Source organism: Camelimonas sp. ID_303_24, from assembly GCF_053543495.1.
The window spans coordinates 1-25,663 of the sequence record NZ_JBLLJM010000013.1 but is presented as its reverse complement, the minus strand read 5'-3'; the positions used below and the strand labels follow the sequence as shown (position 1 = coordinate 25,663).

Sequence of the window (25,663 nt, the reverse complement as noted above, 5' to 3'; positions counted from 1 at the left end):
GCGCCCGATAGCGCGGCGGACAGGCTCCAGGGGCCTTGCCCGTCGCGACGTTGCGATCAAACAGGGAGCCACGCCGCCCGTTGCCTGCTTTCAGGCAGCGCCGCGCCGGGACCGGACACATGAGCGATATTGACGCGCGGGCGCCTGGATGGGGCGCGTTGCTGGGCGGCCGCAATGGCGTTCTGGCGCTGGCGCTCGCCGGCGGCGTCGCGCTGCACGCCATCAACGTCTACATCACCACGACGATCCTGCCGTCGGTGGTCGCCGACATCGGCGGCATCGATTATTACGCCTGGAACACCTCGCTGTTCATCATCGCGTCGATCCTGGCGGCGGCGGTTTCGCCTGGCCTGCTGGAGCGGTGCGGCCCGCGCGCCGCCTATCTGCTCAGCGCCGTGATCTTCGCGGCCGGATCGCTGGCCTGCGGCTTTTCCCCCTCCATGGCCGCCATGCTGGCCGGGCGCGTGGTCCAGGGCATTGGCGGCGGTTTCCTGCTCGCCCTCTCCTACGCCATGATCCGCATCGTGTTCGATGAAGCATTGTGGCCGCGCGGCATCGCCCTGGTCTCGGGCATGTGGGGCGTGGCCACCCTGATCGGCCCGGCGGTTGGCGGGGTGTTCGCGGAGTATGGGCTGTGGCGCGCCTCGTTCTGGGCGCTGGCCCCGGCGGCGATCATGTTTGGCGCGCTGGCGGCGCTGGCGCTGCCAGCGCGCGACGCCGTGTCCGGATCGTCGGGCGCCGGCGGCGCGCCGATGCTGCAGATCCTGCTGCTGACCGCATCGGTCATGGCGATTTCGGCCGGCAGCGTGATGGAGGCCGCCTGGGCCAATGTGGCGGGCGCGCTCGTCGCCCTGATCCTGGTGGCGCTGATCGCCGTCATCGAGAAACCGGCGTCACGCCGCCTGCTGCCCACAGGCTCTTTCAGCCCACGCGGGGCGCTGGGCGCGGTTTACGCCTCGATGATGCTGCTGAGCATCATGGTGACCAGCAGCGAGATCTTCATCCCGCTGTTTCTGCAAACCCTGCATGGCCAGACGCCGCTGGTCGCCGGCTATCTGGCGGCGGCGATGAGCGCCGGCTGGACCCTCGGCTCGATCGGCGGTTCCGGCGCGACCGGCCAGCGCATGCGCCGCCAGTTGCGCTTCGCGCCGCTGCCCGGCCTCATTGGCATGGTCATGCTGGCCATTCTGGTTCCGCCGGGCAGTTCAGGATCATGGCTGGCCATGGCCCCGTTGTGCGTGGCCATGCTCATGGTCGGCGTTGGCGTTGGCCTCGCCTGGCCGCATCTGCTGACGCGGGTGCTGCAACTGGCCCCACCAGGCGAAGAAGCGGTGGCTTCGGCCTCGCTCACCACCGTGCAGTTGTTCGCCACCGCCTCGGGCGCGGCGCTCGCCGGCATGGTCGTCAACCTCGCCGGCCTCACCAACCCCGGCGGCGCGGCCGGAACCGCCGCCGCCGCCCTGTGGCTGTTCGGCGCGTTCGCCATCGCGCCGCTGCTGTGCCTGTTCACCGTGCGGCGCGCCACCCGCCCGGCTGCGGGGAAGGCCCGCGCGTCCTGATCGCCGCCCTCCCGCTCGCGGCAACTTGCGCCTGACCAGACCTGCGACCAGCAATGCAGCGCTGGCGTCAGGGACATGCTCAGGCGAGGCGGCGCGTCGCCAATCCCTCCAGCAGGGCGTCCATCACGGTGATCCAGACATCGACATCCGCGCCGCCGGCAATGGCGAGCGCCGCGCGGTCGTAGCCGGCTGAGAGCGCCTGCGCCGTCGCCTCGGGCGGCAGGGGCCGCAGCAGCCCCTGGGCCATGGCCTCCGCCAGTCCGGCGCCCAGGGTTGCGCCGCCCGTGGCGGCGTCGATGGCGGCCATGGTCTCCGGCCCCAGCACCGCCGGCCCGTCCACCAGCAGCAGGCGGGCGCGGCCTGGCGCCGTCATCGCCTGCAAAAACACCCGCCCACCCGTGCGCAGCGCCTCCAGCGGGTCATCGCAGGCGACGGTCGCCGCGTCGATCGCCGCCGCGACGGCGGCGGCCTCGGCCCGGACAATCGCCCCGAACAGCGCCGTCTTGTCAGCGAAGTGGTGATACAGCGCGCCGCGCGTCACGCCGGCGGCGGCCACGATGGCCGGCGTTGTCGCGGCGGCAAAACCCGCGTTGACAAAAATCTCCCGCCCCGCCGCCATCAGCGCCGTCCGCATGGCGCCGGATCGCGCCTCGTTGCTGCGCCGCATCAATGTCTCCATTATTTACAAACATTCTGTATGTATGTTATATGATAATCATTGCCGCCACGGCCGTCCACCAGGAGAAACGCCATGAGCCAAGCTACAGGCCACCCCGCCAGCAGCGCCGCCGCTGACCACGCCCCGCTCGCTCTCACCAGCTTCTATCCGGTGCTGATGACCGCCGACGTCGGCGCCACCGCCGCATTTTACCAGGACATGTTTGGTTTCCGTCCCCTGTTCGCGGCTGACTGGTATGTTCACCTGCAGGCCACCGGCGACAGCAACGTCAATCTGGCCATCCTGCATGGCGATCACGACACCATTCCCGCCATGGGGCGCGGGCGCGCCGCTGGCCTGCTGCTGAATTTCGAAGTGGCCGACGTCGACGCCGTGCATGCGCGGCTGGCGGCGGCCGGGGCCGAGATCGTGCTGCCCCTGCGCGACGAGGATTTCGGCCAGCGCCACTTTATCATGGCGGCGCCGGACGGCGTGCTGATCGACGTCATCACGCCGATCCCGCCATCGGAAGCGTTCGCGGCGCTGTATAAGGACCAGTGACCGCCGCGTTACGTCGCGACTGAACCGTTTGTGACCTCGGCGTCGCCGGAAAAGTGCACTAAAATGCTTCGGGATTCGCCCGCCGGCGCAGGCTGCGTCCGGCGGGCGCCGCGCCTGCGCGCCAGGCCGCCCCGAACCGGAATGCCGGCGAAACGCTCCAGAGGTCGCATGGAAACCCAACGTCGCGGAAATGACGCCGCCCTGCGTAGCGTCCTCAGCTTCACCTTTGCCCACTGGCGCCGGCAGGGCTGGCTGGCGGCCTCGCTTGGCCTGTCCGTCTGCCTCGCCACCCTCACCGAGATTTTCGCCCCGGTCTATGCCGGGCGGATGATCGACGCGCTGACGGCCGGAGAAGGCGCGACGCAGGCGGCGGTTTACGCCTTCGCCGCCATGACCCTGCTTGGCCTCGCCACCGTGGGCCTGCGCCATCTCGCCTGGTGGGGCGTGGTGCCGTTCACCCTGCGCATGATGCGCGACGTGGCCGGGGAAAGCTTCGCCCGGGTGCAGCGGTTTTCGTCGAACTGGCACGCCAACAGTTTCTCCGGCTCCGTCGTCCGCAAGATCACCCGCGGCATGTGGGCGCTGGATTCGCTCAACGACGTGCTGCTGATGTTCCTGCTGCCGTCGGTGGTGGTGCTGGTCGGCGCCGTGGCGCTGCTGGCCTGGCGCTGGCCGCTGATTGGCCTGCTGATGGGGGCTGGCGCCGCCATCTATATCGGCGCCACGGTGCTGCTGGCGACGCGCGTCATCGCGCCGGCGGCGCGGCTTTCCAACGCCTGGGACACCCGCATGGGCGGCGTGCTGGCCGACGCCATCGGCGCCAACGCGGTGGTGAAGGCCTTCGGCGCCGAACACCGGGAGGACGCCCGCCTCGCCCACGTGGTCGGCAAATGGCATCGCCGCACCTGGCGCACCTGGATGCGCTTCACCTGGATCGGCACCGGCCAGATGGCCATGCTGTGGCTGCTGCGCGCTGTTGTCACCGGCGGCGCCCTGTGGATGTGGCATCGCGGCCAGGCCTCGCCCGGCGACGTGGCTTACGTGCTCACCACCTATTTCATGCTCAACGGCTATCTGCGCGACATCGGCCAGCACGTGAACCATTTCCAGCGCGCCGTGAATGAAATGGAGGAAATGGTCCGCCTGCACGACCTGCAACCGGATGTGAAGGACCGGCCAGGCGCCCCGGCGCTCGCCGCGCCCCACGGCGAGATCCGCGTCGAGCACGTGGATTTCCGCTATGGCGACCACGTCACGCCACTCTACCAGGATCTCAATGTGGTCATCGCCGCCGGCGAACGCGTCGGCCTGGTCGGCCGCTCCGGCTCCGGCAAGACCACCTTCGTCAAGCTGATCCAGCGGCTGCACGACGTCACCGGCGGGCGCATCGTCATCGACGGCCAGAACGTCGCCGACGTCACCCAGCAGTCATTGCGCGCCCAGATCGCCATCGTGCAGCAGGAGCCGATCCTGTTTCACCGCAGCATCGCCGAGAATATCGCCTACGGCCGCCCTGGCGCCTCGATGGCCGCCATCGAGCGCGCGGCGGAGCAGGCCAACGCCCACGCGTTCATCATGGGGCTGCCGCGCGGCTACGCCACGCTGGTGGGCGAGCGCGGCGTCAAGCTCTCCGGCGGCGAGCGCCAGCGGGTGGCCATCGCCCGGGCGTTTCTCGCCGACGCGCCGATCCTGATTCTCGACGAGGCCACCTCCAGCCTCGATTCAGAATCGGAGCTGATGATCCAGCAGGCCATGGAGCGGCTGATGCAGGGGCGCACCTCGCTGGTCATCGCCCACCGGCTTTCCACCGTGCGCGAGATGGACCGGATCCTGGTGTTCGACAAGGGGCGCATCGTCGAGGAAGGCCCCCACGACGACCTGGCGCGGCGACCGGACGGCGTCTACCGCGCCCTGTTCGAACACCAGAGCGGCTCCGTCATCCGCTGAGGGGCCTTACTGGGCGCGCCAGGCAAGACATTACCTGGCAAGACGTTACCAGGCGGGAATGTAGACGCCCTTGTAGCGCGCAAGAATGAACTGGCGGATTTCGTCGCTCTGATAGGCGCCAACCAGCGTCTTCACCCAGGGCTTTCCGGCGTCCGCCGCCCGCACCGCGATGATATTCACCCAGGGGCCGTTGATATCCTCGCGGGCCAGCGTCCCCTGCACCGGATCGAGCCCGGCCTCGACGGCGTAATTGCCGTTGATGGCGGCGGCGTCCACATCCGGCAGGCTGCGGGCGATCTGCGCCGCGTCCAGTTCGATGATCTTCAGCTTTCGCGGATTGTCGGTGATGTCGCGCGTGGTGGCGGCGACGGTTTCGCCGTCTTTCAGGCGGAACAGGCCGCGATCCGCCAGCAGGCGCAGGGCCCGGCCGCCATTGGTCGGGTCATTGGGAATGGCGATGGTCCCGCCGGCGGGAATGGCGTCAGTGGATTTGTGACGGGTGGAATAAAGCCCCAGGGGCGAGGTGATGGTTTCGCCGGCCTTCACCAGTTGCCAGCCGGCCCTGGCGATCTGGGCCTGCAGATAAGGCTGGTGCTGGAAGGCGTTGGCCTCGATCTCGCCGCTGGCCAGCGCCTGGTTGGGGATGACATAGTCGCTGAACTGGACCAGTTCGACCTTGAGCCCGCGCCCGGCGGCGACTTTCCTGACCTGTTCGAGAATCTCCACATCCGGCCCCGGCACAACGCCAACGCGCACCACGGCGGGCGCATCGGCTGTCGCCCCCGCTGCTCCCGGAAACATGACCGGAGACATGACGCTTGCGGCAAGCATGGCGAGCGCGGCGCGGCGGGTTGTTCCGGCGGCGCGCGCCGCCCGGGCTGACGGATTCATACACTTCCCTCCAGTTATCTGATCTTCATGTATCTGGTCTTCAGGCATCAAGGCCCCCCGGCCCTGGGAACACCAGGGCAGCGGGAGGACCAGGAGAATGGAGCGCTTGAGGAAAACGGAGCGCTTGCGAGAGCGGGGCAAATGTCAGCCCTGGCGCAGGCGCCGGTTGAGCCGCCGCGCCAGCCAGTCGCCGATGCTCTGCACCCCCTGCACCAGCACGATCAGCACGACCACCACAGCCAGCATCACATCCGGCATGAAGCGCTGGTAGCCGTAGCGGATGCCGAGGTCGCCAAGGCCGCCGCCGCCCACGGCGCCAACCATGGCCGAGTAGCCAATCATCGACACCACCGCGAGCGTCAGCGACAGCACGATGGCGGGAATGGCCTCGGGCAGCAGCACCTTACGCACGATCTGCAGGGGCGTCGCCCCCATGGCGCGCGCCGCCTCCACCAGTCCCTGATCGACCTCGCGGATCGCCGTCTCGATCAGGCGGGCGATGAACGGCGTGGCGGCGATGGTCAGCGGCACGATCGCCGCCTTCGTGCCAATGGACGTGCCGGCGACCAGCCGGGTGAACGGAATGATCGCCACCACCAGAATAATGAACGGCGTCGAGCGCGTGGCGTTGACGACCAGGCCAAGCACCCGGTTCAGCAGCGGCGCCGCCAGCAGTTCGCCCCTGCCGCTGGTGGCGAGGAACACCCCGAGGGGAATGCCGACCAGCGTGGCGATGATCATGGCGATCGCCACCATCCAGACGGTGTCGAGGGTGGCTTCCCAAATGAGCCAGGCGATATCAGCCGACATGACCAAGCACCTCCGCGTCCAGTCCATGGCCGGCGAACCAGGCCAGCGCCAGCGTCAGCGGCGCCGGATCGGCCGGCAGGCCGAGCACCAGGGTTCCGAATGGGCGGCCAGCCACCTCATCCACCGCACCGGAAAGAATATTCACGTCCACGCCATGGGTCTTCACGAGGCCGGACACCAGCGGATCGGTGGCGATCGGGCCGCGAAACACCACGCGCACCACGGCCTGGTCGCCGGGCCGCGCATCGGCGTGCAGACGATCCGCGAGCCAGCCGGGCAACTTCTGGCCGCTGACGGCGCCAAGGAACGACCTGGTCGTCGCATGCCGCGGACGGGTGAACACGTCGTAGACATCGCCCTGCTCGACGATGCGGCCGGCGTCGAGCACGGCCACCTGGCGGGCGATGCGCGCCACCACCGACATTTCATGGGTAATCAGCAAAATGGTCAGGCCCAGTTCCGCGTTGATCGACCCCAGCAGATCGAGGATGGAGCGGGTGGTTTCGGGATCCAGCGCCGAGGTCGCCTCGTCGGACAGCAGCGCCTTGGGCCTTGTGGCGAGGGCGCGGGCAATGCCGACGCGCTGTTTTTGCCCGCCCGAGAGCTCCGCCGGATAGCGGTCGCGCTTGTCGGCGAGGCCCACCAGTTCCAGCAGCGGCTCCACCTGCTTGCGGATGTCGGCGGCGGAGACGCCGGCGATCTCCAGCGGCAGCGCCACATTGTCGTAGGCAGTGCGCGACGACAGCAGGTTAAAATGCTGGAACACCATGCCGATGGAGCGGCGCACGCCGCGCAATTCACGCTCGCCCATGCCGGCGATGTCGACGCCATCGACAATCACCTTGCCGGCGCTGGCCTTCTCCAGACCATTGACCAGACGGATCAGCGTCGACTTGCCGGCGCCGCTGCGGCCGATCACGCCAAGCACCGAGCCACGCCCCACTGACAGGTCAATGTGATCGAGCGCGACGAAAGCGTCGCCGCCGGCGCGGGGCGGATAGACCTTGCGCACGCCTTCGAAGCGCACCAGAGCATCGCCGGGCGGCAGGGACGGCGCGACGCCCCTCTCCAGCGGGGCAGTTGGCGACAACATGTTCATCCGGTCCTCGCAAAAGCCGCCTGGCGGCCGGGGCTGACGCCGTTGCGGGTAAAGGCGCGCCGCGCCTCGGGAAAAATTTCGGTGAAGCCAGCGCGCCCGGCGCATCCGCGACCTGTCCGGACCAGCGCCCCCAGGCAACGACGATTGCTCCCAAATGCAGACTGGCGCGCCGCGCGCCTGACCGCCAGAAAGGGTCGCGGCGGTCATGTGGCTGCGGCGCCCTCTAAATACACTTCATTATTTGTTATTTGTCAATAAATACATTTTAATATGTTATTTCTTGATAACGCGGTTCGCAGAATAATTTTCCCTGGCCTGGAAGCAGGCGCGCCCGCCAGGGGCGCCTGCAAGGGGACGCGCCCATCAGAGGATGTGGACCTGGATGCGCGTTTGGCCCGCGCCAAATGGCGCCGCCCGACGCTTCCGGTTAACAATGGCTGAATCGTCAGGCTGATTCCCCAAAACGGTCTTGCCGGTTGGATTGGGAGCCGGCGTGGCTCCGGTCGCCAGTTGCAATGGGAAACATTCCAGCCACAGAAACGCCATGGCGGACCTCCAGATCATGCACACCCAGCCGGGCGCTCACGACATCGCCCGGATAAACGACATAACTTCAACACCATGGACGAAATCCAGCTGCGGCGAAGGGGATTTTCCTGGCGTGGCTCCGTTGATAATGGACACCGCAGCGCCATCCGGAGCCCGCATCCGCCCCATGCCTGTCCCGCCTGTTTGTGAAAGATGTTCATGGCGTTGATCGCCCCGTCACCGTCCGTCACACGCCGCCGCCGGCATCGCGCCCTGGCGGGGCGCATGGTCGCGCTCGCCTGCGCGGCGACGCTGGCTGGCTGCGCCGTCGGCCCGGACTACAACGGCGCAAGCATGGCCCTGCCCGCCGCGTGGAGCGGCGCCGGCAAGTCCACCGCCACCAGGGCGGGAACGCCGCAACTGGCCGAATGGTGGACGCGGCTCGGCGACCCCACGCTCAACCGCCTGATTGACGGCGCCGTCGCCGGCAACCTCGATGTCGCCGCCGCCAAGGCGCGCGTGCGCGAAGCCCGCGCCAGCTATGACCAGGCCGTCGGCGCACTGTTCCCCGAGGTCAATGGCTCAGGCGCCGCCGGCCGCAGCCAGGCGGGCGCGACGCGGCCGGTCAACAATGTGCGCGGCCTCGCCAGCGCCAGCTGGGAAATCGACCTGTTCGGCGCCAATCGTCGCGCTGTGGAGGCAGCCCAATATGGTCTGGACGCTGCGACCGATGATCTGCGCAACACCCTGCTGGCGCTGATCGGCGATATCGCCTCGAATTATGTGCAGGCGCGCGGCTACCAGGCCCGCATCGCCCTGGCGCAGCGCACCGCCAGATCGCAGCGCGAAACCGAGGCCCTGACCCGCACGCGGCTGGCGGCGGGCGGCGCCACGGCGCTCGACGTCGCCAACGCCACTGGCCAGGCGGCGAGCACCGAGGCCTCGATCCCGACGCTCGAGACCGGCCTCACCCAGACCATCAACCGCCTTTCGGTGCTCTCGGGGCAGCCGCCATCCGCGCTCGCCGACGCGCTCCGAAAAATCGCCCCGATCCCCTCGCCCACATGGCGGGTGCGGACCGGCATTCCGGCCGAAGTACTGGTCAACCGGCCGGACGTGCGCCTCGCCGAGCGGCGCTTCGCCCAGGCGACGGCCCTCATCGGCCAGGCGACGGCGGCGCAGTACCCGTCCATCAGCCTGACAGGCGACATTTCCACATCGGCGGCGCGGCTCGGCGATCTGGGGCGCAATTCGTCCGTCAGCTGGGCCTTTGGCCCCACCCTGTCCGTTCCGCTGTTCAACGCCGGCAAGCTGCGCGCCGCCGTGCAGATCACCGAAGCGCAGCGCGACCAGAACTTCATCGCCTGGCAGGCCTCCGTGCTCAATGCGCTGGAAGAGGTGGAGAACGCCCTTGTCAGCCTGAACCAGGAAGGCGTGCGCATCGCCAAACTGGCCAGTTCCGCCCGCAGTTACGGGGAGGCGCTGCGCCTGTCCCGCGATCTCTATCAATCCGGCAATGTGAGCTTCCTCGACGTGCTGACCGCAGAACGCTCCGCCTACAGCGCGGAAAGCGCCCTCGTCGACAGCCGCGTCACCCGCGCGCTGGCCTGGGTGAGCCTCAACAAGGCGCTCGGCGGCGGCTGGAACGGCCTGGTTGACGCCTCCCGTCCGGTGATCGTCGACCACAACACCGGCCCCCATTTCATCAACGTCAACGGAAGCCGCCCGTGAGCCAGCCAGACATGTCGCAGCCGGCGGCGCGCAGGACGCAACCGCCGCGCTCCCGCCATCGCATCAGACAGGCGCTGGTTCTTCTGGTCCTGCTGGGGCTCGCCGCGCTGGCCTGGCGTTATCTTTTCCCGGCGAAGCCCGAGGCGCCGAAATACCTCACCTCGCCGGTGACGCGCGGCGACGTGGATGAAACCGTACTCGCCACCGGCACGCTGAAGCCGGCGCGACTGGTCGCCGTCGGCGCCCAGGTCAGCGGCCGCGTGCTTTCGGTGAAGTTCAAGGTGGGCGACCGGGTGAAGAAGGGCGATCTGGTCGCCCAGATCGACTCGATCACCCAGGAAAACAAGCTGCGCACCGCCGAGGCTGACCTCGCCCGCCTGCGCGCCCAGCGCGACGAGAAAATCGCGACCCTGAAGCTCTACGAGCAGAACCTGGCGCGCCAGCAGACAATGGTCGCCCGCAACGCCGTGTCGCGCATCGACTACGACACGGCCGTGGCCAATGTGGACACGACAAAGGCGCAGATCGCCGCCCTGGAGGCGCAGATCCTCTCCGGCAAGGTGGCCGTGGACGACGCCCGCGCCAACCTCGGCTACACCCGCATCAGCGCGCCGATCGACGGCACGGTGCTGGCGGTGGTCACCCAGGAAGGCCAGACGGTCAGCTCGATCCAGACCGCGCCCACCATCGTGATCCTCGGCCAGCTCGACACCATGACCGTGAACGCCGAGATTTCGGAAGCGGATGTGGTCAAGGTGCGCCCGGGCCAGAAGGTGCAGTTCTCGATCATCGGCGCGCCGGACCGACGCTATGACGCCACGCTGGAATCGATTGATCCAGCCCCGGATTCCATCCGTTCCGACGAGAGCATCACCACCTCCAGCTCCGCCTCATCGTCCAGTACGTCCAACACCGCGATCTACTATAATGGCGTCTTCAACGTGCCCAATCCGGACGGCAGCCTGCGCACCTATATGACGGCCAACGCCCATATCGTGCTGGGCCAGGCAAAGGGCGTGCTGACGATCCCCTCCGCAGCCATTCACGGCTCGGCGGAGCGCGGCTTCGTCGTGCGGGTGCTGGACATGGACGGCGCCGTGGAGCGCCGGCGCGTGAAGATCGGCCTGAACGACAAGGTCACCGCCGAGGTGCGCGAAGGCCTGAAGGAAGGCGAACTGGTCATCGCCGGCGACGGCGCGGGCGCTACAGCCGCGCGCCAGGGCGGCCCTGGCGGCCCCGGCGCCCGTCGCCGCCCGCCCATGGGGCTGTGAGATGGCGCGCGATGCGGCGGACACAGCCGGAGCGCTGATCCAGCTGACCAGGCTGCGCCGGGAGTATCCATCCGGCGACGGCGTGCTCGCGGTGCTGAAGGACGTCGATCTCACCATCGCCGCAGGCGAGATGGTGGCGATTGTCGGCGCCTCCGGCTCCGGCAAATCGACGCTGATGAACATCCTGGGCTGCCTCGACACGCCTACCTCCGGCAGCTACCGCATCTCCGGGCGCGAAACCGCCGCCCTGGCGCCGGATGAGCTGGCCCAGCTGCGTCGCGAGCACTTCGGCTTCATTTTCCAGCGCTACAACCTGCTGCCGGAGCTGACCGCCGAGGGCAATGTCGAGGTGCCGGCCATCTACGCCGGCCGCACGCCGGCGGCGCGGCGCGAGCGGGCCGCGGCGCTGCTGCAGCGGCTCGGCATGGAAGACCGCCTTGAGCATCGCCCGAGCCAGCTTTCCGGCGGCCAGCAGCAGCGCGTCTCCATCGCCCGCGCCCTGATGAACGGCGGCGAGGTCATCCTGGCCGACGAACCCACCGGCGCCCTCGACAGCCACAGCGGCCAGGAAGTGCTGCGCATTCTCGATGAGCTGCACGCCGAGGGCAAAACCGTCATCATCGTCACCCACGACATGGGGGTGGCGCGCCGGGCCGAACGCATCATCGAGATCAGCGACGGCGTCATTCTCTCCGATACGCGCAATGACGCGCGCCGCGATGCGCCCGCCGCGCCGGCGCCGGCGGGCGCCCGGCTGGAGGCGCGCAGCGCCCCGCCCGGCCGCGCCATGTCGCCCCTGCGCGCCGCCGCCAGCCGGCTGGGCGAAGCTTTTCGCATGGCGGTGCTGGCCATGGCCGCCCATCGCCTGCGCGCCTTCCTCACCATGCTCGGCATCATCATCGGCATCGCCTCGGTGGTATGCGTGGTGGCGCTCGGCGAAGGTTCGCGCCAGAAGGTGCTCGCCAACATTTCCGGCCTTGGCACCAATACGCTGGAGATTTTCGCCGGCCGCAGCTTCGGCGACACCCGCTCCGGCAAAGTCACCACGCTGGTGGTCGACGACGCGGAACAACTCGCCCGCCAGCATTATGTGGCGGCGGTGACGCCCACAGTCTCCTCGTCGCAGAACACCCGCTTTGGCTCCTCCGAGGCCAGCGCCCTCATCAATGGCGTCAACGAGCAATACTTCGCCGCCAAGGGCGCGAAACTGGTGGAGGGCGCGCTGTTTGACGCCGGCGCGGTGCGCACCTACGCCCAGGACGCGGTGATCGACGAGAACACCAGAACAGCCCTGTTCAAGGACTTTGGCCGCAGCCCGGTCGGCCAGGTCATCATCGCCGGCAAAACGCCGCTGCGGGTGGTGGGCGTGGTCGCCCGCCAGCAGGGGGGCTTCGGCTCGTCGCAAAACCCGTCGATCTTCGCGCCATACACCACCGTGCAGGCGCGCATTGTCGGCGGCCATTCGCTGCGCAGCATCACCGTGCGGGTGCGCGATGACATCAGCACCGACCTGGCCGAAAAGGCGGTGACCGAATTCCTCGAGCGCCGCCACGGCCAGCAGGACTTCTTCATCATCAACACCGACGACATCCGCCAGACCATCACGGCGACGACGCAGACCCTCACCCTGCTGATCGCCGCCATCGCGGTGATCTCGCTGATCGTCGGCGGCATTGGCGTGATGAACATCATGCTGGTGTCGGTGTCGGAGCGCGTCGCGGAGATCGGCGTGCGCATGGCGGTCGGGGCGCGCCAGAGCGACATCCTGCAACAGTTTCTCATCGAGGCGGTGCTGGTGTGCCTGATCGGCGGCGTGCTCGGCATCTCGCTGGCGCTCGGCTTTGGCGCCGTGTTCGCGCGGTTCAGCTCGGATTTCCAGCTGATCTATTCAACCAGTTCGATTATCGCCGCCGTCGCCGTCTCGTCGATCATCGGCATCGTCTTCGGCTGGCTGCCGGCCCGCAACGCCTCCCGGCTGAACCCGGTGACGGCGCTGGCGCAAGCCTGATGTATGATGAACAGGAACGGCGATTTGCGGAGGCCATCATGACGGACGAGCCGGCCGGGCCCGGATTTGCTGGCGCGCCCCCTGGCGCGACGACCGATACGCCCGCCGATGCGACGGAAGCGCCGGACCTCCTGCGCGCTCCCGCCGGCCCGTTTTCGCGGGAGGATCGGGAGGCGCTGTGGCGCGCCATCACGGGCCGCCGCGACGTGCGCAACGAGTTCGCCGCGCGGCCGGTGCCGGACGACGCGCTGGCCCGCATCCTGACTGCGGCCCATTGCGCTCCGTCGGTGGGCCTGTCGCAGCCGTGGAATTTCGTCGTGGTGCGCGATGCGGCCAAACGGCGCGAGGTGCATGAACTGTTCAGCCGCGCCAACGCCGAAGCCGCCAACCTGTTCGATGGCTCCCGTCAGGCGCTGTATCGCAGCCTGAAGCTGGAGGGCATTCTCACAGCGCCGCTCGGCATTTGCGTCACCTGCGACCGCACGCGCGGCGGCCGCGTCGTGCTCGGCCGCACCCACCAGCCGGACGTTGATCTGTACAGCGTCGCCTGCGCCATCCAGAACCTGTGGCTGGCGGCGCGGGCCGAAGGCCTCGGCGTTGGCTGGGTCAGCATTTTCGATACGGAAGAACTGAAGCCGCTGCTCGGCATCCCGTCGCATATCGTCGTCATGGCCTGGCTGTGCGTCGGCTATGTGGACGAGCTGTTCACCTCGCCGGAACTGGAGGCCCGCCGCTGGGCGCGCCGCCTGCCGCTGGAAGAGCTGGTGTTCAATGGAGCCTGGGGCGAACCCGCTGGCGACCTCGCCCCCGCCCTGCGCGCCGCCGCGCGGGATCAGGGACAGGCAAAGGGCTGACGCCGCTCCCCCAGCGCTCCAACGGCCATGTCACGGCGATGCAACGCCATGTCGCGGCCACGAGAACCGCCGCTCCCTTGCGCTTCCGCCGTCCCACCCTCCGCCTCTCCCCCTCCGCCGTCATGCCCGCACTTGATGCGGGCATCCACGCCTTTGCCGCCTCATCTGGGAGGCGACGGCAGGCGCGGGCCGGCGTGGATGGCCGGAACAAGCCCGGCCATGACGGGTGGAAGAGGCGAGAGACGGCGGGAGCAGGCAAGCGGACGTAAACGCAACAGCCCGCGGGCGCGCCCCCGCCTGATGAACGCCTTCACCAGCGGACCCACCGGGCGTCTCAGAACGCCGGCAAAATCGCCCCGTTGAATTTCTGCGTGATGTATTGGCGCACCGGCTCCGAGCGGTAGGCGGCGATGTATTGCCGGATTGCCGGATCGTCCCTGCGATCGGCGCGCGCGGCGAACACCAGCACCCAGTCATTGTCAGCCCCTTCGGCCTTCAGGGCGTCCTTCAGCTTGAGCCCGGCAAGATGGGCGTAATTGCTGGAGACCCAGGCCACGTCCACGTCATCGAGCGAACGCGCCAGTTGCGCCGCGTCGATCTCGCGGAACGTCAGCTTTTTCGGGTTGTCGACGATATCCCGGATCGTGGCGTTGACCCCGGCGCCGTCACGCAATCTGATCAGCCCCGCCTGCTGGACAAGAAACAGCGCCCGGGCGCCGTTGGACGGGTCGTTGGGCAGGGCGATGCTGGCGCCGTCCGGGATGCTCGCCAGCGATTTGTGCCTTGCCGAATACAGGCCGGCCGGCACGGCGATGGCGGCGTCCAGCGGCACGATGTCATAGCCGCGCGCCTTCACCTGGGCGGCGAGATAGGGCCGGTGCTGGAAGGCGTTGAAGTCGATATCGCCGGATTGCACGGCGGCGTTCGGCAGGTTCCAGTCCGAGAATTCGATGACCTCGACCTTGACGCCGTCCTTCGCGGCCAGCTTCGCCGCCTCGCGCAGGATATCGCCATAGGGCCCGGCGGAAACGCCGACCTTCAGGGTCTTCCGCAAGGTTTCCTGGGCGGCCTGCGCGGCGCCAGTTGCGAACGCCAGCCCAAAACCCAGTCCAAAAACCAGCGCTGGCAGCGCCACCCGGCGCGACAGCCGCCGCCAGGGCGCTCCAGATGCATTGCGGCTTCTCATGGCTGTTTCCCTCATCACATTTTCCGGTAACCGACCCGGCAGCGCCGGCCTGTCCGGATCGCGCAAAGTCTGTCTGCCATGAGGTTATGGAGCGTGGCGCCGGGCCGGCAACAGCGCCGGAACAGTTTGAAACAACCTGCTCCTGAAAGCCGGAGGCGCTCCTGTTTGCAGCGAAATTCAGCGCAATTTCCGGAAAAATATTCTCCGCCCGCGTCCCGCTGGCCAGGTGATCGCCTGACCTGGCCGCGCGGCCAGGTCAGTTCAGGCCCGCCGCGTCCAGGCGTTGACGCGCGTCATCGCCTGTGACAGTCTCCGGCCATGATCCACGCCACTGGCCTCACGCTTCGACTTTCCGGCCCGTCCTTCTGAGGAAGGCGGGGTTTGTCGCGTGTCATGTAAAGCGCCAGTGGATTGTGTGATGTTTCCCGAAAATTGTATCTGGTCGACCGCCGCCGTTGCTGGCGTCATGAGCCATGCCTTGTGCAACCACGGCTTGAGCAACAACCTCCCGGACAGCAATATCCTGGACCTGCGTGCTTTCGCGCCCCGACTTTCCGGCGGTCGCCGGGACTGACGGCTGCCCGGCGGCTGTAGCAACGGAGCGGACGGTTCATCGTCCCGGCTTCGAGGCCCGCACGCTTCTTCCATGATTTCTGAATTTTTGACGCGCGCGCGTGCTGGAATTGCGCCGGAACCTGGCGCCGCCGCCCCGTCTGTCACCGGATGACGACCCATGCTGAACAACCCGCAGAGCAAATATCAGCCCTACGCGCCGGGCTTTGACCTGAACAACCGCCAGTGGCCGTCAAAGCGCATCACGAAGGCGCCGCGCTGGCTGTCGAGCGACCTGCGCGACGGCAACCAGTCGCTGGCCAACCCGATGAACGTCGAGAAGAAGACCCGGTTTTACAACACCCTGGTCGACATCGGCTTCAAGGAAATCGAAGTCGGCTTTGCCTCGGCCTCGCAGACCGATTTCGACTTCGTGCGCAGCCTGATCGACAACAACATGATCCCGCCGGACGTCACCATCCAGGTGCTGACCCAGTCGCGCGAGGACCTGATCAGCCGCACATTCGAGGCGCTGGAAGGCGCCCACAGCGCCATCGTCCATCTGTACAACGCCATCGCGCCGCTGTTCCGCCGCGTGGTGTTCGGCATGGAGAAGCAACAGATCATCGACCTGGCCATCGCTGGCGTCGCCCAGATGAAGGCGGAAGCGGCGAAGCGGCCGGAAACCCGCTGGACCTTCGAATATTCGCCCGAAACCTTCAGCATGGCCGAGCCGGAATTCGCCCTGGAGATCTGCGAGCGCGTGCTGGACGTGCTGCAGCCGACGCCGGACAACAAGGTGATCCTGAACCTGCCGGCGACGGTCGAGGTTGCCCTGCCCAATGTCTACGCCGACCAGATCGAATGGTTCTGCCAGCGGATTTCGCGCCGCGACAGCGTCGTCATCTCGGTGCATCCGCACAATGATCGCGGCACCGGCGTCGCGGCGGCGGAACTGGCCCTGCTGGCCGGCGCGGACCGCGTCGAGGGCTGCCTGTTCGGCAATGGCGAGCGCACCGGCAACGTCGACCTGGTGACCCTGGCCATGAACATGTACACCCAGGGCGTCGATCCGGAGCTGCGCTTCGAGGACATGCGCGCCGTGGTGAAAACCGCCGAGCATTGCAATGAACTGCCGGTGCACCCGCGGCACCCTTATGCCGGCGAACTGGTGTTCACCGCTTTCTCCGGCTCGCATCAGGACGCCATCAAGAAGGGCTTCGACGCCCACGCGAAGCGCAACGACGGCGTCTGGGAAATGCCCTATCTGGCGCTGGACCCGGCCGACATCGGCGAGAGCTATGAGGCGGTGATTCGCGTCAACAGCCAGTCCGGCAAGGGCGGCGTCGCCTGGGTGCTGGAGCAGGATCACGGCCTGAAGCTGCCGCGCCGCCTGCAGGTGGACATGAGCCGCCGCGTCCAGGCCCGCGCCGACGAGACGGCCCGCGAGATGACCTCCGCCGACATCTGGGAGATCTTCCAGGACGCCTACCGTCTGGACGGCCCACAGCGTTACGAACTGGTTGAATATGAAGGCGGCGGCGTGCGCCGGGGCGGCGGCGAGCGCGCCTTCACCGGCCGCATCCGCGTCGATGGCGAGGAAATCCAGATCGCCGGGCGCGGCAACGGCCTGATTTCCAGCGCGGTGGACGCCATCAACGCCCGCTTTGGCACCGGCATCGAGGTGGTCAATTACGACGAGCACGCCCTGCGGCGCGGCGCCGACTCCCAGGCGGCGGCTTATGTCGAATGCCGCACGGCGGACGATCGCAGCGTGTTCGGCGTCGGCGTCGACCCAGACGTGGCCACCGCCTCGCTGAAGGCGCTGGTCAGCGCGCTGAACGGCGCGCAATAACCAGAAGAAATCCCGGATCTTCCGGACCGGCGCGATGCAGATCGCGCCGGTTTTGCTTTTTGGAACAGCGCGCATGGCGGAACGGCGCCATGCTCCATATGCTGGAGCCTGATCGCCGGATTTGCGCCGGCAGATTTGAAAGCAGCCCCCGGAGTGTGCGACCGGGGCCGGGGCGCCACAGTCAGCGTCGACCAGAGGCCATCCCCCGATGACCTCCACCGACAACGGGATGCACGCCATGACCGACGCCCGCAACATCGACAACGCCCACAGGGACATCGCGCCCGGCGCATCCGACGGAGTCGCCGATGGAGCCAATGATGACGCCCGCTGGCGCGCCGTGCTGGCCCGCGACGCGGCCGAAGACGGCGCCTTCGTCTATGCGGTGCGGACCACGGGCGTTTACTGCCGCCCCTCCTGCCCCTCCCGTCACGCCCGGCGGGAAAACATGCGCTTTTTCGCCGACGGCCCGGCGGCGGAAGCGGCCGGTTTCCGCCCCTGCCTTCGCTGCCGCCCCGACGGCCCTTCCCTGGCGGAGCGCCACGCGACGGCGATTGCCCGCGCCTGCCGGCTGATCGCCGGAAGCGAAACGCCGCTGACCGTCGCGCGGCTGGCCGCTGCGGTCGGCATGAGCCCCTTTGCCTTTCACCGGCGCTTCAGGGCCATCACCGGCGTGACGCCGGTTGCCTGGCGCGCCGGCCTGCAGGCGCAGAAGATGCGTGAGGGCCTCGGCGCCAGCAGCGGCGTCACGGAGGCGATTTACGACGCCGGTTTCGGCTCCAGCAGCCGCTTCTATGAGAAATCAGGCGCGATGCTGGGCATGACGCCGACGGCCTTCCGCAAGGGCGGCAAGGACGAGCGCATCCGCTTCTGCATCGCCCGATGCACGCTGGGCGCATTGCTGGTCGGCGCCAGCGACCGGGGCGTCTGCGCCATCAGCATGGGCGATGACCCGGAGGCGCTGATCCGCGCCTTCCAGGACCGCTTCCCCAACGCCGCCCTCGTCGGCGACGATCCGGATTTCGGCGCCCTGGTCGCCCGCGTCGTCGCCCTGGTCGAGAACCCGTCCGCGCCGGTCGACCTGCCGCTGGACATGCGCGGCACGGCCTTCCAGCAGCGGGTCTGGCAAGCGTTGCGCACGATTCCGGCCGGCGAGACGGCCACCTACGCCGACATCGCCCGCCACATCGGCCAGCCCAGGGCCGTGCGGGCCGTGGCCCAGGCCTGCAGCGCCAATCCGGTGGCGGTGGCGACGCCTTGCCATCGCATTATCCGCACCGATGGCGATGTCTCTGGCTATCGTTGGGGCGTGGCGCGCAAGCAGACCCTGCTGGCGCGCGAGCGCGAGGCGATGGCGGCGGAAGCCCGCGCCGGCCAGGGCCGCCAGCGGCATGCCGCGCGCGGCGCGGCGGACGGGACATGCAGAAAAAACGTATATTAAACAAATTGATAATGACAATCCCCGTCTGATCGCGCTTGTCTTCCATCCGCCAGCACGGGCGGGCAACCAGGACCGGCAGCGGAGACGGGCAGCCCGCGTTGCCTGCCCCCGCGGCCCGCCCCTGATATTTGACTCTTGTGCTTGACTCAGGCCCGGCAGGCGGCGCTATAAAGAACAAATGGAGAACAATTTCGCTTCATATCCGCCCGAAACACCGGCGCTGGAGGCCCGCCAGCCCGCGCGCCGTCTTGCGCCAGGCAGGCAGGCCGGCGGCGACAGGCGCCTGCATGACGCGCAGGCGCGGGACGGCGCCCTGGCCCGGCTGAAAGCGGACATGGCCCTGCGCCACGCCACAACATCGACGCCCGCAACCACCCCGTCATGGCGCCAGGCTGACCACGTTCGCCAGGGCGGGGCGGGTTCTGGCGAAGCGTTTTCTGGCGAAGCAATTGCTGTTGAAGCAATTTCTGGCGCAGCGCTGCCCGGCGGAACGGGCGTCGATCCACGCCAGATCCATTCGCCAGCCGCCAGGGACGGCGGCATGACCAGCCCAGAGATGACGCACCCAAGCATGGCTCCCTCTGGCATGCCTCCCTCCAGCCTGGCCACATATGATCCGGCCCCGCGCGACGGCCATCCGGCCTGGCTGCATCCAGGGGCCCTGCACGACATCTTCGCCGCCAGCGCCGCCGATGGCCCCACCGCCCACGGTTTCGCCATCGGCCACGCCATCCGCATCGCCGCGGGGCGGCCGGTGGTGTGGGCGTTTCACGACATGGCCGGGCGGGAGCTTGGCCGCCCTCATGGCGAGGGGCTCGCGGATCTGGGGCTCGACCCAGGCGACCTGCTGCTGGTCCGCGCCCGCACGGTTCCAGAATTGCTGGGCGCCGCCGAGGAGGCCGCCCGCCACAGGGCCGTCGGCATCGTCATCATCAGCGCCTGGGGCGCGGCCAAGGCGTTCGATCTCACCGCCAGCCGCCGCCTCGCCCTCGTCGCGGCGCGCAGCGGCGTCGCCATCCTGTGCGTGCGCATCGCGGCGGACCCGGTCCCCGGCGCGGCCTGGAGCCGCTGGCTGGTGCGGGCGGCCGCCTCGCGCCGGCTGGAAGGCGGCGCCCCAGGCCATCCCGCCTTCTCCATCACCCTGCTGCGCCATCGCGGCGGCGCAGTCCCCGCCACATGGATACTGGAGTGGGATCGTGCGCAACGGACGTTTCGCGAGCACATCTTCAGATAACGCCGCCGCCACGCTTTGGCAGGACGATGCGGCGGGCGAAAGCGGCAGAACGCGCCTTCGCGCGGCCGACGCCGCCCGCCACCATGGGCAACGCCCTGCCCGGCGCCGCTATCTGGCCCTGTGGTTTCCATTTCTGCCGGCGGACCGCCTGCGACGCCAGAGTGGCGGGGCAGCCGCGCCCGAAGCTGGCAAGCTTCAGGATAGCAAGCCTGGAGATGGCAAACCACGAGATGGCAAGCCCGGCGACGGGGCAACGGGCGATGCCCGTCAGGCCGCGCCGCCGCTGGTCTTCGTCGCTCCGGTCAAGGGCGCCATGCGTCTCGCCGCCGTTTCACCGGAAGCGCTGGGCGCCGGCCTGCGGCCCCGGATGACGCTGGCCGATGCCCGCGCCCTGTTGCCGGCCCTGCGCGCCGCGCCGGCGCGGCCGGACCTGGACGACGCCCTGCTGGCCCGCCTGCGCGATGATTTCGAGCGGTTCACCCCGTTGCTGGCCATTGATCCGCCGCACGGCCTGGTGCTGGACGTGACCGGCTGCGCCCATCTGGCGGGCGGCGAAGCGCCGCTGGCCGCCCGGGTGCGCCAGCGCGCCCGCGCCGCCGGTCTGCACGTGCATTGCGCCCTGGCGGCGACCCCCCAGGCCGCCCGCGCCCTGGCCCGCTTCACCCTGGCCGCCAGGGATGCGCCGCTGATCGTGGCGGAGGGAGACGACCGCGCCGTTACCGCCCGCCTGCCCATCGCCGCGCTGGAACTGTCCGAACGTCACCATATGACGTTGCACCGCGCCGGGCTGAAGCGGCTTGGCCAGATCATCGATCGCGACAGCGTCAGTCTCGCCTCCCGCTTCGGCGCAGGCTTCCCGGCGCGGCTGGCCCGCATCACCGGCGCTGAAGATACCCGCATCACGCCGGAGCGGCCCTTGCCGCCATGCGTCATTGACCGCATCCTGGCCGAGCCGGTGGCCCGCCAGGAGCATGTGGCGACGCTGCTCACCGGCCTGCTGCAGGAGGCCGCGCAACGCCTCGAACGCGCCGGGCTGGGCGGGCTGCGCTTCACCGCCCTGTTCTACCGGACAGATGGCGTGACGCGCGCTGTCACCGTGGCCACCAGCCAGCCGACGCGTGACCCGGCGCTTGTCGGCCTGCTGTTGCGCGAACGGCTGAACGCCCTGGACGATCCGCTGGACCCGGGATTCGGCTTTGATCAGATCCGCCTCAACGTCAGCGAAACCACGTCATTGCAGACGGCGCAGTCTGGTTTTTCTGAAGATATAATGCCGGCTAATTATAAACACAAAGCCGACCAGGAAGATATCAGCCGCCTGGCGGACCGGCTGGCGGCGCGGCTGGGGCCGGAAGCCGTGCTGAAGCTGGTTCCAGGCGGCTCGCATCTGCCGGAGCGGGCGGCTGCATTGCGCCCGGCGCGCCTTGCCAGCGTGGACGCCAGCTGGCGCGCCTTCTCGCCCGAAGATCCGCCAGTGCGGCCGCTGCACCTGTTCCGCACGCCGCAGCCGGTGGATGCCCTGGACGAGGCGCCAGATGGCTATCCGCTGCGCTTTCGCTGGCGCCGCATGGCGCACGATGTCACGGCGGCGGAGGGACCGGAGCGGCTGTCGCCGGAATGGTGGCGGACATGGCCAGCGCCCGCCGCCCCACAACAGGACGCCACCCCGCCTGATGACATCGATGTCCTCCACTGCGAACGCGATTACTACCGGATCGAGGACCGCGAGGGACGACGTTTCTGGCTGTTCCGTCCCGGCAGCGCTGGCGCGCCAACGCCGCGCTGGTTCATCCACGGCCTGTTCACATGAGCCACGACGCCCCGCGCCCCGCCGCATACGCCGAACTGGCGGCGACCAGCAATTTCTCGTTCCTGCGCGGTGCCTCGCACCCGCGCGATCTGGTGCTGGCCGCCATATTGCAGGGGCAGCGCGGCCTTGGCGTGGCTGACCGCAACACCGTTGCCGGCGTTGTGCGCGCCTGGAGCGCGCTCCGGTCCCTGCGCGAGGAAGGCCTCGACGCCGCCACCACATCGGAGGACCTGGCCGGTGATCCGGCTCTGGCCACAGCAATCCGCCAGCGCGCCGCCGCCTTCCATCTCATCACCGGCGCCCGGCTGGCCTTCAGCGACGGCGCGCCGGATGTGCTGGCCTATCCGGAAAATCTTGCCGGCTGGAGCCGTCTGACCCGGCTGCTGACCCTGGGCTCCCGGCGCACCCGCAAGGGCGGCTGCGACCTGACGCTCGACGATTTGCTGGCCGACATTCGCGATTTGCAGCTGATCGTTATGCCGCCGGCGCGATTGGGGGAACTGACGCAGCCGCTGCAGCGGATCGCCGAAGCGGCCCCTGGCGCCGTATGGCTGGGCGCCTGCATGTGGCGGCGCGGCGACGACCGGCGCCGGCTGTTCCGCCTGCGCGACATGGCGGCGCGCGCCGGCGCGCGATTGCTGGCGGTCAATGACGTGCTTTATCACGCGCCGGGGCAACGCGACCTGCATGACATCATCACCTGCATCCGCGAGAAAACCACCGTCGCGGCGGCGGGCCGGCTGCTGGAAATCAACGCCGAACGCTGGCTGAAAGCGCCGGACGCGATGGCGCGCCTGTTTCAGGACGCCCCCGACGCCATCGCCGCCACCGGCGATTTTCTGCAACGCATTCACTTCGACCTGTCGCAGATTGCCTACCAATATCCCGACGAGCCGGTTCCGCAAGGATATGAGCCCCAGGGCTGGCTGGAAGAACTGGTGCGAAGGAAGGTGCAAACCCTTTATCCGCAAGGCGCGACGGAAAAGGTGCAACGTCTGTTGCACGAAGAGCTGACGCTCATCGCTGAACTGCGCTTCGCGCCCTATTTCCTCACCGTCCATGACATTGTGCAGGAGGCGCGGCGGCGCGACATTCTCTGTCAGGGGCGCGGCTCGGCCGCCAACTCCGCCGTCTGTTACGTGCTCGGCATTACCAGCGTCGACCCGGACAAGCATGAGCTGCTGTTCGCCCGCTTCCTCTCCTCCGACCGGGGCGAGCCGCCAGACATCGACGTGGACTTCGAGCATGAGCGCCGCGAAGAAATCATCCAGTATATTTATGAGCGCTATGGCCGCCATCGCGCCGGCATCGCCGCTACGGTCATCCGCTACCGGCCGCGCAGCGCCATTCGCGAAGTCGGCAAAGCGCTGGGGCTGACGGAGGACGTCACCGCCCGCATCGCCGGCAGCCAGTGGGGCAGCTACGGCGAAAACATTCCCGACAGCCACATCGCCCAGGCCGGGCTCGACGCCGGCAATCCCGCCATCCGCCGCGCCGTGGCGCTGGCCACGCGGCTGATCGGCTTCCCCCGGCACCTGTCACAGCACGTTGGCGGCTTCATCCTGACCCGCGACCGGCTGGATGATCTGGTGCCCATCGGCAACGCCGCCATGGCCGAACGCACCTTCATCGAATGGGACAAGGACGACATCGACGCCCTGCGCCTGCTCAAGGTCGACGTGCTGGCGCTCGGCATGCTCACCTGCATCCGCAAGGCGTTCGACCTGCTCCGCCAGCACAGGGGCGAGGCGCATGATCTGGCCAGCGTCGCCCTGACCAGCGAACAGGAGGCCGGCGCGCCGGTCTACGCCATGCTGAAAACCGGCGATTCCATCGGCGTTTTTCAGGTGGAGAGCCGGGCGCAGATCAACATGCTGCCGCGCCTGAAGCCGGAGAGGTTTTACGATCTGGTGATCCAGGTGGCGATCGTCCGCCCCGGGCCGATCCAGGGCGACATGGTGCACCCCTATCTGCGTCGCCGCGCCGGCGTTGAGACGGTTGATTATCCTTCGCCGCTCCCGCCGCATCCCCCCAACGAATTGCGCGGCGTCCTGGAGCGAACGAAAGGCGTGCCGCTGTTTCAGGAGCAGGCCATGCAGGTCGCCATGGTCGCCGCCGGCTTCAGCGGCGCCCAGGCCAATGGCCTGCGCAAGGCCATGGGCACATTTCGCGGCGACGGCACGCTGCACCGCTATGAAACGCTGATGGTCGGGGGGATGACGGCGCGCGGCTACGACCGGGATTTCGCCGAACGCTGCTTCGCCCAGATCAGGGGCTTCGGCTCCTATGGCTTTCCCGAAAGCCATGCCGCCGCCTTCGCCCTGCTGGTCTACGTTTCAGCCTGGATCAAGTGCTACCATCCGGCGGCCTTCGCCTGCGCCCTGCTCAACAGCCAGCCCATGGGATTCTATGGACCAGCCCAGATCATCGGCAACGCCAAAGACAATGGCGTCACCGTGCTGGCGGTCGATGTGGCGCACAGCCATTGGGACAACACCCTGGAGGCCATGGAAAGCGGCCTGGCCCTGCGCCTCGGCTTTCGCCAGATCGACGGCTTCCGCCAGGAATGGGCCGACGCCATCGTGAGGTTCCAGGCTGAACAGAGCGCCATCCGGGCCGGAGCATCGCCAGCCGGACCAGCCGCAATGCGCCAGAACAGCAACAATCCGCCGCCAGACATGCAGATGCTCCAGCAGCGCGCCCTGTTGCCTCGTCAGGCTATCCTGCGGCTGGCGGAAGCCGACGCCTTTCGCTCCATGGGGCTGGACCGGCGCGCGGCCCTGTGGGCGGCGCAGCGACTGCCCGACGATGCGCCGCTTCCCCTGTTCCTCGCCATGGCGACGCCGGAGCAGGCGGAAGAAGTCACCCAGCGCTTGCCCCAGATGACCCTGGGCGAACACGTCGCCGCCGACTACCAGACGTTGCGCCTGTCGCTCAAAGCCCATCCCATGCAGATCCTGCGCCCGCTGCTGGCGCAAAGCCTGACCTGCGATCAATGCAATAACAGCCGTCAGGGGGTCTGGGTGTGCGTCACCGGCGTGGTGCTGGTGCGCCAGCGCCCCGGAACCGGAAATGCCATCTTTATTACCCTGGAGGACGAAACCGGCGTCATCAATGCCGTGCTCTGGGCCAGCATGTTCGCGCGGTTCCGTCGGGCAGTCATGAGCGCGCGCGTGATGGAAATTTCCGGCGTGATCGAGCGCAGCCCGGAGCACGTGGTGCATTTGATGGCAAAGCACATCACCGACAGAAGCGAACTGCTCGGTCACCTCAGCGGCGACATCCGGACAGACGGCCCGGACGCCACCCTGATGCATCGTCATCCGCGCGATATCCGGATCCTGCCCGGCTCCCGGGACTTTCACTGAAGGCTGCGGGCAAAACGGAATCGGAAGCCAAGTTCTAGCCCCAGAACGCAAAAACCCGCCGCGGTTGCGACGGGTTGTTTTATCCTGGTTGCGGGGGCTGGATTTGAACCAGCGACCTTCAGGTTATGAGCCTGACGAGCTACCGGGCTGCTCCACCCCGCGTCAACTTTTGTGGAAGCTTTGAGGTGCATCCCGGTTATTTTGGGTTGCCAGTTCCGCTTCGCATCACAGGGCGGCTGCTCCACCCCGCGTCAACTTTGTCACTTGAGTGTGTCAGGTCTTCGGTCCCTTTGCAGGGAA

18 protein-coding genes and 1 tRNA gene are annotated in these 25,663 nt (G+C 68.2%); 12 read left to right on the top strand and 7 right to left on the bottom strand.

Going from position 1 to position 25,663, the window contains the following annotated elements; all coding sequences use genetic code 11:
• The first annotated feature begins 119 nt into the window (after window positions 1–119).
• Window positions 120–1,559 carry an MFS transporter gene (locus ACERNI_RS12750; RefSeq protein ID WP_448833666.1) on the top strand — a complete coding sequence of 480 codons (1,440 nt, stop codon included), beginning with the start codon at window positions 120–122 and terminating at the stop codon, window positions 1,557–1,559.
• 79 nt (window positions 1,560–1,638) lie between these two features.
• Here ACERNI_RS12750 and ACERNI_RS12745 read toward each other — a convergent pair whose 3' ends face one another.
• A complete protein-coding gene (locus ACERNI_RS12745; RefSeq protein WP_448833791.1) occupies window positions 1,639–2,241 on the bottom strand; it encodes a TetR/AcrR family transcriptional regulator in 603 nt (200 codons plus the stop codon).
• Window positions 2,242–2,394: 153 nt separating this feature from the next.
• Between ACERNI_RS12745 and ACERNI_RS12740 the strand changes: the two genes are divergently transcribed.
• Together ACERNI_RS12740 and ACERNI_RS12735 are read left to right on the top strand one after the other, a co-directional pair.
• Window positions 2,395–2,778 carry a VOC family protein gene (locus ACERNI_RS12740; RefSeq protein WP_448833790.1) on the top strand — a complete coding sequence of 128 codons (384 nt, stop codon included), beginning with the start codon at window positions 2,395–2,397 and terminating at the stop codon, window positions 2,776–2,778.
• Between the two features lie 168 nt (window positions 2,779–2,946).
• Complete coding sequence (locus ACERNI_RS12735; protein ID WP_448833665.1) at window positions 2,947–4,725, top strand: ABC transporter ATP-binding protein; 1,779 nt, start codon at window positions 2,947–2,949, stop codon at window positions 4,723–4,725.
• 45 nt (window positions 4,726–4,770) lie between these two features.
• Here ACERNI_RS12735 and ACERNI_RS12730 read toward each other — a convergent pair whose 3' ends face one another.
• The 4 genes from ACERNI_RS12730 to ACERNI_RS12715 all read right to left on the bottom strand — a co-directional run bounded on the left by ACERNI_RS12730 (window position 4,771) and on the right by ACERNI_RS12715 (window position 8,071).
• Window positions 4,771–5,616: a MetQ/NlpA family ABC transporter substrate-binding protein gene (locus ACERNI_RS12730; protein WP_448833664.1), complete on the bottom strand. Its 846-nt coding sequence runs from the start codon at window positions 5,614–5,616 to the stop codon at window positions 4,771–4,773.
• A 144-nt stretch (window positions 5,617–5,760) separates the two neighbouring features.
• Window positions 5,761–6,426: a methionine ABC transporter permease gene (locus ACERNI_RS12725; RefSeq protein ID WP_448833663.1), complete on the bottom strand. Its 666-nt coding sequence runs from the start codon at window positions 6,424–6,426 to the stop codon at window positions 5,761–5,763.
• A complete protein-coding gene (locus ACERNI_RS12720; protein ID WP_448833662.1) occupies window positions 6,416–7,519 on the bottom strand; it encodes a methionine ABC transporter ATP-binding protein in 1,104 nt (367 codons plus the stop codon). Before ACERNI_RS12720 ends, ACERNI_RS12725 begins: the two co-directional genes overlap by 11 nt.
• A 369-nt stretch (window positions 7,520–7,888) precedes the next feature.
• A complete protein-coding gene (locus ACERNI_RS12715) occupies window positions 7,889–8,071 on the bottom strand; it encodes a hypothetical protein (RefSeq protein ID WP_448833661.1) in 183 nt (60 codons plus the stop codon).
• A gap of 201 nt (window positions 8,072–8,272) precedes the next feature.
• Between ACERNI_RS12715 and ACERNI_RS12710 the strand changes: the two genes are divergently transcribed.
• Genes ACERNI_RS12710 through bluB form a run of 4 tightly spaced genes read left to right on the top strand, consistent with a single transcriptional unit; the run spans window position 8,273 to window position 13,917 of the window.
• Window positions 8,273–9,784: an efflux transporter outer membrane subunit gene (locus ACERNI_RS12710; protein WP_448833660.1), complete on the top strand. Its 1,512-nt coding sequence runs from the start codon at window positions 8,273–8,275 to the stop codon at window positions 9,782–9,784.
• Between the two features lie 11 nt (window positions 9,785–9,795).
• Window positions 9,796–11,055 (top strand): efflux RND transporter periplasmic adaptor subunit, encoded by a 1,260-nt coding sequence (locus tag ACERNI_RS12705; RefSeq protein WP_448833789.1) that lies wholly within the window; start codon window positions 9,796–9,798, stop codon window positions 11,053–11,055.
• A 1-nt stretch (window position 11,056) separates the two neighbouring features.
• Entirely contained in the window at window positions 11,057–13,063 is a 2,007-nt protein-coding gene (locus ACERNI_RS12700; RefSeq protein WP_448833659.1) for a MacB family efflux pump subunit, read from the top strand.
• A 38-nt stretch (window positions 13,064–13,101) separates the two neighbouring features.
• Window positions 13,102–13,917 (top strand): 5,6-dimethylbenzimidazole synthase, encoded by an 816-nt coding sequence (gene bluB / locus ACERNI_RS12695; protein WP_448833658.1) that lies wholly within the window; start codon window positions 13,102–13,104, stop codon window positions 13,915–13,917.
• Between the two features lie 334 nt (window positions 13,918–14,251).
• On the opposite strand, the gene ACERNI_RS12690 is transcribed toward bluB, so the two are convergent.
• Window positions 14,252–15,103, bottom strand: a complete 852-nt coding sequence (locus ACERNI_RS12690) for a MetQ/NlpA family ABC transporter substrate-binding protein (RefSeq protein WP_448833657.1) — start codon at window positions 15,101–15,103, stop codon at window positions 14,252–14,254.
• Between the two features lie 733 nt (window positions 15,104–15,836).
• On the opposite strand from ACERNI_RS12690, the gene leuA reads away from it, so the two are divergent.
• The 5 genes from leuA to ACERNI_RS12665 all read left to right on the top strand — a co-directional run bounded on the left by leuA (window position 15,837) and on the right by ACERNI_RS12665 (window position 25,363).
• The gene (leuA, locus tag ACERNI_RS12685) at window positions 15,837–17,510 is read left to right on the top strand and encodes a 2-isopropylmalate synthase (RefSeq protein WP_448833656.1); all 1,674 of its coding nucleotides are present in this window, start codon (window positions 15,837–15,839) and stop codon (window positions 17,508–17,510) included.
• 208 nt (window positions 17,511–17,718) lie between these two features.
• Window positions 17,719–18,951 carry a bifunctional DNA-binding transcriptional regulator/O6-methylguanine-DNA methyltransferase Ada gene (gene ada, locus ACERNI_RS12680; RefSeq protein ID WP_448833655.1) on the top strand — a complete coding sequence of 411 codons (1,233 nt, stop codon included), beginning with the start codon at window positions 17,719–17,721 and terminating at the stop codon, window positions 18,949–18,951.
• 178 nt (window positions 18,952–19,129) lie between these two features.
• Window positions 19,130–20,185, top strand: coding sequence for a hypothetical protein (locus ACERNI_RS12675; protein WP_448833654.1), 1,056 nt, complete (start codon window positions 19,130–19,132; stop codon window positions 20,183–20,185).
• Entirely contained in the window at window positions 20,148–21,995 is a 1,848-nt protein-coding gene (locus ACERNI_RS12670; protein ID WP_448833653.1) for a Y-family DNA polymerase, read from the top strand. The genes ACERNI_RS12675 and ACERNI_RS12670 overlap by 38 nt, the downstream gene beginning before the upstream one ends.
• The gene (locus tag ACERNI_RS12665) at window positions 21,992–25,363 is read left to right on the top strand and encodes an error-prone DNA polymerase (RefSeq protein WP_448833652.1); all 3,372 of its coding nucleotides are present in this window, start codon (window positions 21,992–21,994) and stop codon (window positions 25,361–25,363) included. Before ACERNI_RS12670 ends, ACERNI_RS12665 begins: the two co-directional genes overlap by 4 nt.
• A gap of 85 nt (window positions 25,364–25,448) precedes the next feature.
• On the opposite strand, the gene ACERNI_RS12660 is transcribed toward ACERNI_RS12665, so the two are convergent.
• Window positions 25,449–25,525: transfer RNA gene (locus tag ACERNI_RS12660), tRNA-Met, on the bottom strand.
• Between the last annotated feature and the right edge of the window lie 138 nt (window positions 25,526–25,663).

What these genes read in the sequence shown, in the direction of transcription:
- ACERNI_RS12705 (WP_448833789.1), top strand. Translation starts at nt 9,796, where the DNA reads ATGTCGCAGCCGGCGGCGCGCAGGACGCAACCGCCGCGCTCCCGCCAT.
- ACERNI_RS12675 (WP_448833654.1), top strand. Translation starts at nt 19,130, where the DNA reads ATGGAGAACAATTTCGCTTCATATCCGCCCGAAACACCGGCGCTGGAG.
- ACERNI_RS12710 (WP_448833660.1), top strand. Translation starts at nt 8,273, where the DNA reads ATGGCGTTGATCGCCCCGTCACCGTCCGTCACACGCCGCCGCCGGCAT.
- ACERNI_RS12735 (WP_448833665.1), top strand. Translation starts at nt 2,947, where the DNA reads ATGGAAACCCAACGTCGCGGAAATGACGCCGCCCTGCGTAGCGTCCTC.
- ACERNI_RS12715 (WP_448833661.1), bottom strand. Translation starts at nt 8,071, where the DNA reads ATGGCGTTTCTGTGGCTGGAATGTTTCCCATTGCAACTGGCGACCGGA.
- ACERNI_RS12665 (WP_448833652.1), top strand. Translation starts at nt 21,992, where the DNA reads ATGAGCCACGACGCCCCGCGCCCCGCCGCATACGCCGAACTGGCGGCG.
- leuA (WP_448833656.1), top strand. Translation starts at nt 15,837, where the DNA reads ATGCTGAACAACCCGCAGAGCAAATATCAGCCCTACGCGCCGGGCTTT.
- ACERNI_RS12725 (WP_448833663.1), bottom strand. Translation starts at nt 6,426, where the DNA reads ATGTCGGCTGATATCGCCTGGCTCATTTGGGAAGCCACCCTCGACACC.
- ACERNI_RS12720 (WP_448833662.1), bottom strand. Translation starts at nt 7,519, where the DNA reads ATGTTGTCGCCAACTGCCCCGCTGGAGAGGGGCGTCGCGCCGTCCCTG.
- ACERNI_RS12700 (WP_448833659.1), top strand. Translation starts at nt 11,057, where the DNA reads ATGGCGCGCGATGCGGCGGACACAGCCGGAGCGCTGATCCAGCTGACC.
- ACERNI_RS12740 (WP_448833790.1), top strand. Translation starts at nt 2,395, where the DNA reads ATGACCGCCGACGTCGGCGCCACCGCCGCATTTTACCAGGACATGTTT.
- bluB (WP_448833658.1), top strand. Translation starts at nt 13,102, where the DNA reads ATGACGGACGAGCCGGCCGGGCCCGGATTTGCTGGCGCGCCCCCTGGC.
- ada (WP_448833655.1), top strand. Translation starts at nt 17,719, where the DNA reads ATGACCTCCACCGACAACGGGATGCACGCCATGACCGACGCCCGCAAC.
- ACERNI_RS12730 (WP_448833664.1), bottom strand. Translation starts at nt 5,616, where the DNA reads ATGAATCCGTCAGCCCGGGCGGCGCGCGCCGCCGGAACAACCCGCCGC.
- ACERNI_RS12690 (WP_448833657.1), bottom strand. Translation starts at nt 15,103, where the DNA reads ATGAGAAGCCGCAATGCATCTGGAGCGCCCTGGCGGCGGCTGTCGCGC.
- ACERNI_RS12750 (WP_448833666.1), top strand. Translation starts at nt 120, where the DNA reads ATGAGCGATATTGACGCGCGGGCGCCTGGATGGGGCGCGTTGCTGGGC.